Annotated in this window: 2 protein-coding genes; both read right to left on the bottom strand. The window is 60.8% G+C overall.

What is annotated here, in order from left to right; translation table 11 throughout:
* Positions 1–213: 213 nt before the first annotated feature.
* Positions 214–957 carry a coenzyme F420-0:L-glutamate ligase gene (gene cofE, locus ACH2EI_RS04650; protein WP_395155054.1) on the bottom strand — a complete coding sequence of 248 codons (744 nt, stop codon included), beginning with the start codon at positions 955–957 and terminating at the stop codon, positions 214–216.
* 22 nt (positions 958–979) lie between these two features.
* Positions 980–1,765: an alpha/beta fold hydrolase gene (locus ACH2EI_RS04645; RefSeq protein ID WP_395155053.1), complete on the bottom strand. Its 786-nt coding sequence runs from the start codon at positions 1,763–1,765 to the stop codon at positions 980–982.
* Positions 1,766–1,955: the final 190 nt, after the last annotated feature.

Raw genomic sequence — 1,955 nt, 5'->3', positions numbered from 1 at the left:
ACGGCATCACCAAAGACCTCCTCGGCTGAAGTCCGCTTGCCATCTCCCAAAATGGAGATCATCTCTCATCGCCAGTGAGCCAAGCTGATCCCAGTTTCGGATATCCAGCCAGAGCAGCCCGAAACTGAGACTGCTGCAGCTTGACAGGTGTGAGAAACGGTCTCAATTTTGACTGACGCCCTTGAGCGCAACCTGACGAACCGCGAACGGCATCTAACGAAACAAGTCCTTCTCGCTGTCGCGGAGAACTGGCGCCATCGAAGCGTCGTCGTCGCGCTCCCACTCCTGACCACGAATGACTGCGACCGGGACACGACTCGTGTTGCCCTTGACCAACTCGCCCGCCGCGGCGAGTTCATCAGCGACGCACAGCTCTTGCACGTGGAACTCGTGACCGTGCGGGTCGACTTCGCCGATGTAACTGTGCAGCGGGTTCATTCCCGCAATGCCAATCGCCACGTCGGTTTGACCTTCACGCCACGGGCGACCAAATGTGTCGCTCATGATCACGGCCACATCGACACCCAGCTCAGCGAACCGTGCTCGGTGTGCCCGGCACGAAGCATCGGGATCCTTCGGCAACACCAAGATTCTGCCGGATGCGCCCGATGACGACTGATCGACGCCGGAGTTCGCGCAACAAAAGCCGTGATGTGTTTCGGTGATGAGCACGGGCCCGATCTGGCGGATGATGCGCTTCGACTCGCGTAGCACGACCTCGACCAGGCGCGGGTCCTTGTCCCATTTGGACGCCCACGTGGTGGCGAACTCGGACGCGTCGACGTCAGCCAGTTCGATACTGCAGCCTTCGGCCTTCGAGACGATCTTCGAAGTGATCACCACGACGTCGCCGTCGACGATCGGGTCGCCCTGCGCCGCTGCCGCAGCGTGAATCATTTCGGCAAGATCGACGCCCGATTCAATTTCGGGAAGGCCCTCGACACCGAAAATTTGCATGTGTGCCATTGGATCGCTGCGATCAGGCCGGAAGACCGGCGAGGAAGTCGACAATTGCCGCGTTGACTGGCTCGGGGTTCGTCATGTTCGCGGCGTGTGCACCACTGACCTTGACGACGCCGGAACAACCGACGAGCCCATCAGCCAGAATTTCGGCACGGTCCATCGTGATCGCAGTGTCTTCGGTTCCGTGAATGACGATCGCCGGACAGGTGATCTCACCGAGCCGATCGGTGATGTCGTCACGGGTGGTGAGGCACTGATACGGCTGCTCGAACGCTTCCTTCGGACGAGCAATCCACTTGGCAATCCACGCCGGGCTGTGGTCGGGATCGTCGATGATGATCGACGCCACGATGTCGGCGAGACCGCCTTCAGGTCCATCGGTCAACCACACGTGGTTCATGCCGTCGTTCGCAGCCTTGGTCTCACCGTCGTCAACGCCAGCCTGCGTGTCGAGCAGGATGAGGCCCCGCACGCGATCAGGTGAAGAGAGCGCTACTCGAAGCGACAGGAATCCTCCTTGGCTCATCCCACCGACCACGGCCCGGTCGAGACCGAGATGGTCGAGCAGCGCAAGGCAGTCGGCCGCCGAATCCCAATAGCTAAACGGCTTGCCGTCATACTTGGTCCGGCCGAAGCCGCGCTCATCCCAGGTAATCACACGATGGGTTTCACGCAATGCAGCGACCTGCGGAGCAAACATTTCGCTGTCCATCAGGAACCCATGGGCCAAGACCACGGGCGAGCCATCGCCCCCCGTGTCGTCGAAGTAAATGCTTTGGCCGTTGATTTCCGCGTGGGGCATGTGCAGACGGTAGCCCAGCGGGCAAGATGGACAGATGGCGAACAGCTCACCCGACCGTTCCGATCAGCAGCCCAGCGTCTCGGAGATCTTCGACCCCTCCGCATGGAACGAGGTCGGCGGCTTCAAATTCACCGACATCACGTATCACCGCGCCGTCGACGCCGGCGTCGTACGCATCGCGTTCGATCGT

The sequence above is a fragment of the Ilumatobacter sp. genome (genome assembly GCF_041688325.1).
Lineage (GTDB): Bacteria > Actinomycetota > Acidimicrobiia > Acidimicrobiales > Ilumatobacteraceae > Ilumatobacter_A.
This window is presented reverse-complemented; position numbering and strand designations above follow the sequence as displayed.

What these genes read in the sequence shown, in the direction of transcription:
- ACH2EI_RS04645 (WP_395155053.1), bottom strand. Translation starts at nt 1,765, where the DNA reads ATGCCCCACGCGGAAATCAACGGCCAAAGCATTTACTTCGACGACACG.
- cofE (WP_395155054.1), bottom strand. Translation starts at nt 957, where the DNA reads ATGCAAATTTTCGGTGTCGAGGGCCTTCCCGAAATTGAATCGGGCGTC.